We start from the raw sequence: 4,787 nt of genomic DNA on the forward strand, positions 1-4,787 counted from the left end.
CTTCAGCGTTTCCCGGGTTTCGCCCCAGGCGATCGGCTGGCGGGCCAGAAGCAGCGTTTCGGGGAAATTCTGCCGCACCAGATCCAGATCGTGGACGACGACCATGATGGTGCGTTCCTCGCCATGCCAGTGCTTGATCAGCGCGATCAGGTCGCCGACCGTCTTGGCATCCACCGCGTTGAACGGCTCGTCGAGCAGGATGAGGTCGGCGTCCTGCAGCAGCACACGCGCAAATAGCGTGCGCTGCAACTGGCCGCCCGACAGCGTGTCGATCGGCCGCTTCTCGAAGCCGCCGAGGCCGACCGCCATCAGCGCCTTGCTGACGTCATCGCGATCTTCCCTGGTGTAGCGGCCAAGCAGGCCGCGCCGTGGCCACAGGCCGAGCGAAACCAGATCCACCACCCGTGCCGGAAAGGAGCGGTCGAGCTCCGATTGCTGCGGCAGATAGGCGGCACGTACACCGGGCGCGCGGATAACCTCGCCGGCCATGGGCTTCAGGACGCCGACAATGCCTTTCATCAGCGTCGATTTGCCGGAGCCGTTGGCGCCGACCACAGCGGTCAACGAGCCCTTCCGGATGGTGCCGTCGAGATGATGGATCGCCGGATGGCTGCCGTAGCCAAGCGTCAGGTCGCGGAATGTCAGGCAGGTATTTGTCATTCTGCGATCCGTAGGCGGCGAAATCCGGCTGCTGGCAGCGGCCGATTGGATATGTGATGTTATTACATTAGTCAACAAGCCAATCCGGCGGAATTGCGGCCGCAGGGTCAACTTGCCGTGTGTGCACATCCATATGCCGTTGGCCCAAGGGGATTCGACCTGGCGACCTTGCCCCAAGCCGGTCGCGACTCTAAAGAAGCGCAACCGCCACAGGAAGGAACCATCCAATGAGCATTCGTCGCATCGATGTAGGCCCGCGCATGAGCCAGATCGTCATCCATGGCAATACCGTCTATCTGGCTGGCCAGGTCGGCCAGCCAACCGGCAACGTCGCTTCGCAGACCAGGGACATCCTGGCGGCTGTCGACGAATTGCTGGCCAAGGCTGGCTCCGACAAGACCAAGATCCTGCAGGCGATCATCTGGCTGGCCGACATGAGCACCTTTGCCGAGATGAACGCTGAGTGGGACAAGTGGGTGCCGCAGGGCAACACGCCAGCCCGCGCCACCGGCGAAGCAAAGCTCGCCGCCCCGGAATATCTGGTCGAGGTTATTATTACCGCTGCGATTTGAGGCGTTGAAGCTGCCAATCTCCCCCCACGTGGGGGGAGGTCAGCCTCACCCCTGCGGCCTGAACCTCGCCACCAGCGTGTGGCTCTCGGCCCCGTAGGTGAAGCGCACATGGGTGACCGGGTGCTCGGCGCTCCACGTCCGTCGCTCGACCACCAGGCAGGGCGCACCGGTTTCTATATCGAGTGCAGCCGCGATATGCCTGTCGGCGGCGACAGCGCGAATCCGGTGCTCGGCTTCGCTCCACGGCACGCGGCCAATCAGCCATGGTCCTGGTGCGGTGGCCATGAATTCCTCGTCCGCTGCCTCGGGCACGGCGGTGAGATTGATCAGCCGCTGTTCATGCGCGAACGGCCGCTCGCCGGCGAAATGACCGCACTCCAGCGCCAGCACCGGTCCGGCCACGCCGAGTTCCAGCAGCGCGCGATCCCCGGCGCTGCTGCGCCTTTTGTGTCGGGCGACGCGCTCGTAGCGATAGGGCAGGCCGAGCGCTTCGACCTCGATGCGGATATCGTGGATTTCCAGCACCGCGGCCTGCGACTGCGGCCGGCGCACAAAGCTGCCTGAGCGGCGGCGGCGCTCGATCAGTCCGGCCTTGGCAAGCTGCGACAGCGCCTTGTTCACCGTCATGCGCGAGCAATTGTATTGCACGCTCAACTCATGCTCGAACGGGATGCGATGACCGGGCGCCCAGGCGCCGGACAGGATTTTCTCGCTGATGTCGGAGAGGATGCGCTGGTGCAGCGAGCCGCCGCCTTCCGCCCCCACAGTGCCGGCCATGCTCATGCCGAAAGCGCCGTCATCACGTTGCGAAAACGCTCAGCGATGGCCTCTCGCTTCACATGCCTGCCGCCGCTAACCTGTTTGCGGCCATGCACCCAGACGCAGTCGACCTTGCTGCCATTGGCGAAGATCCAGGCGTCGAGGATCGCGTCGCCACTCTTGCCGGCCAGCGAGGGATTTTTGGGATCGAGCGAGACAAGATCGGCGGATGCGCCGGCGGCGATCGCGGAAGCACCGGCGCCAAGCGCGACGCTGCCACCGTCGAGCGCGGCGTCGAACAGTGCGCGGCCGGTCGAGCCGCCGGCGACCGCCAGCACATTGCGGGCGCGGTGGGCGAGACGCTGCGAATATTCGAGCTGGCGTAACTCGTCGGGCAGGCCGATGAGCACATTGGAATCGGAGCCGACGCCATAGCGGCCGCCATGTTCCCTGAACAGCGGCGCGGCAAAAGTGCCGTCACCGAGATTGGCCTCGGTGATCGGGCATAGGCCGGCGATGGCACCGCTTTTGGCCATGGCAACGGTTTCAGCATCGGTCATGTGGGTGGCGTGGATCAGACACCAGCGCTTGTCGACCTTGGCATTGGCCAGCAGAAATTCGACCGGCCGCGCGCCCGACCAGGCAAGGCAATCCTCGACTTCTTTCACCTGCTCGGCAATGTGGATGTGGATCGGCCCGTCCGGCGCCAGGGCAGTCACGTCAATCAGTTCTTCCGGTGTCGCGGCGCGAAGGCTGTGCGGAGCGACGCCGACAACAGCCTGATCCAACGCGCGAACCGATTCGCGGCATTTCTCAACAAGCCGCGAGAATCGATTCACATCGTTGATGAATCGCCGCTGGCCTTCGTTTGGTGCGGCACCGCCGAAAGACGAGTGCGCATAAAACACCGGCAAAAGCGTCAGGCCGATGCCTGCCTCGCCGGCCGCGGCCGCAATGCGCTCGGCCATCTCGGCGAGGTTGGCGTAGGGTTTTCCGTCGCGGTCGTGATGCAGATAGTGAAATTCGCCGACACGCGAAAACCCGGCCTCCAGCATCTCGACATAGAGTTGTGCGGCAACCGCCTCGACCTGATCGGGCGTCATCGACAGGGCGAAACGGTACATCACCTCGCGCCAGCTCCAGAAACTGTCGGCGGAGGGGCCGCGAAGCTCGGCAAGGCCGGCCATGCCGCGCTGGAAGGCGTGGCTGTGCAAATTGGGCATGCCGGGTAACAGGATCGCGTGACGTTCGTCGCCGGCTGCCGCAGCAGCGCCAGGCTGAACGGCTGTGATGCGTCCCTCGGCCAGGGTAAGCCGCACATTTTCGCGCCAGCCATCGGGAAGGAGCGCCTGTTCCGCAAAGATCGCTGCCACTTTTCTCTCCGGTTCTCTGTGTCTCATGCGATGAAGGCACTTGCAGTGCGTTTCAATATGTATATACATAACCGTCATCGATTGAAACGGAAAAGATGATGGCTGCAAAGAGCAAAAGCCGGGCAGGGGATCTTCGTCTGTGGCGCAATGCGCGGCTGACGACAATGGCCGACGGGTCTGCCGGACTTGGCGTCGTCGAATATGGCGCGGTCGCTGCGCGTGACGGCCGCATTGTTTATGCCGGCCCCGAGTCGGAGCTGCCCCCGACACTTGCCCAGGGCGCCGAGACGGTTGATTGCGAGGGCCGCTGGATCACACCCGGCCTGATCGACTGCCACACCCATCTGGTCCATGCCGGCAACCGCGCCAACGAATTCGAGATGCGGCTGGCCGGCGCCACTTATGAAGAGGTCGCCCGGGCTGGTGGCGGCATAGTCTCCTCGGTCAAGTCGCTGCGCGCAGCCAGCGAGAGCGAACTGGTCACCCAATCACTGCCACGCCTCGATGCGCTGATCGCCGAGGGCGTAACGACCGTGGAGGTAAAATCAGGCTACGGCCTGGACCTCGAAAACGAGAAGAAGTCGCTGCGTGCCGCACGGCGGCTGGGCAACCAGCGGCCGGTGACGATCCGCACGACCTTCCTCGGCGCCCACGCGCTGCCGCCGGAAGCCAAGGGTGACAAGGACGCCTTTATCGATCTGGTCGCCAGGGAAATTCTCCCGGCGGTTGCCGCCGAGGGGCTGGCCGATGCCGTCGACGGTTTCTGCGAGGGCATCGCCTTTTCGCCGGAACAGATGGCGCGCGTCTTCGATGCTGCAAAGGCGGCCGGCCTGCCGGTCAAGCTTCATGCCGACCAACTGTCCAATTTGCATGGCGCCGAACTCGCCGCCCGTTACGGTGCGCTGTCGGCCGACCATCTCGAATACACCGATGAGGCAGGTGCAGCGGCGATGGCCAAGGCCGGAACCGTGGCGACGATCCTGCCCGGCGCCTACTATTTCATTCGCGAAACCAAGAAGCCGCCGATCGGCCTGTTTCGCCAGCACGGCGTCAGGATGGCTGTAGCCACCGACAACAATCCCGGCACTTCGCCGCTGACCTCGCTGCTTCTGACCATGAACATGGCGGCGACCCTGTTCGGCTTGACCGTCGATGAGTGCCTTGCCGGCGTCACCCGGGAGGCGGCCCGCGCGCTTGGTTTGCTGGGAGAAACCGGCACGCTGGAAGCCGGAAAATCCGCCGACCTGGCGATCTGGAACATCGAGCGCCCCGCCGAACTCGTCTATCGCATGGGCTTCAACCCGCTGCATGCCCGCATCTGGAGAGGACAATGACCGAACTGACCCTGAAGCCCGGCAATGCGACGCTGGCCGACTGGCGCGCCATCTATCGTGGCGCCGTGCCCAAGCTGGACGATGCCTGC

Annotated in this window: 5 protein-coding genes; 2 read left to right on the plus strand and 3 right to left on the minus strand. The window is 64.3% G+C overall.

Annotation, left to right across the window (positions count from 1 at the left end; translation table 11 throughout):
- A partial coding sequence (aztA, locus tag EN914_RS24460) for a zinc ABC transporter ATP-binding protein AztA (RefSeq protein ID WP_164778881.1) occupies window positions 1-660 on the minus strand: 660 nt, incomplete at its 3' end.
- A gap of 227 nt (window positions 661-887) precedes the next feature.
- Here aztA and EN914_RS24465 point away from each other — a divergent pair.
- Window positions 888-1,232 carry a RidA family protein gene (locus EN914_RS24465; protein WP_024505595.1) on the plus strand — a complete coding sequence of 115 codons (345 nt, stop codon included), beginning with the start codon at window positions 888-890 and terminating at the stop codon, window positions 1,230-1,232.
- A 45-nt stretch (window positions 1,233-1,277) separates the two neighbouring features.
- On the opposite strand, the gene hutC is transcribed toward EN914_RS24465, so the two are convergent.
- The gene (gene hutC / locus EN914_RS24470) at window positions 1,278-2,015 is read right to left on the minus strand and encodes a histidine utilization repressor (RefSeq protein ID WP_081714457.1); all 738 of its coding nucleotides are present in this window, start codon (window positions 2,013-2,015) and stop codon (window positions 1,278-1,280) included.
- A complete protein-coding gene (locus EN914_RS24475; RefSeq protein WP_024505593.1) occupies window positions 2,012-3,364 on the minus strand; it encodes a formimidoylglutamate deiminase in 1,353 nt (450 codons plus the stop codon). Before EN914_RS24475 ends, hutC begins: the two co-directional genes overlap by 4 nt.
- 98 nt (window positions 3,365-3,462) lie before the next feature.
- On the opposite strand from EN914_RS24475, the gene hutI reads away from it, so the two are divergent.
- Window positions 3,463-4,698: an imidazolonepropionase gene (hutI, locus tag EN914_RS24480; RefSeq protein ID WP_024505592.1), complete on the plus strand. Its 1,236-nt coding sequence runs from the start codon at window positions 3,463-3,465 to the stop codon at window positions 4,696-4,698.
- Window positions 4,699-4,787 lie beyond the last annotated feature (89 nt).

This window comes from Mesorhizobium sp. M7A.F.Ca.CA.001.08.2.1 (assembly GCF_003998455.1).
In the GTDB taxonomy this organism is placed as follows: domain Bacteria; phylum Pseudomonadota; class Alphaproteobacteria; order Rhizobiales; family Rhizobiaceae; genus Mesorhizobium; species Mesorhizobium ciceri.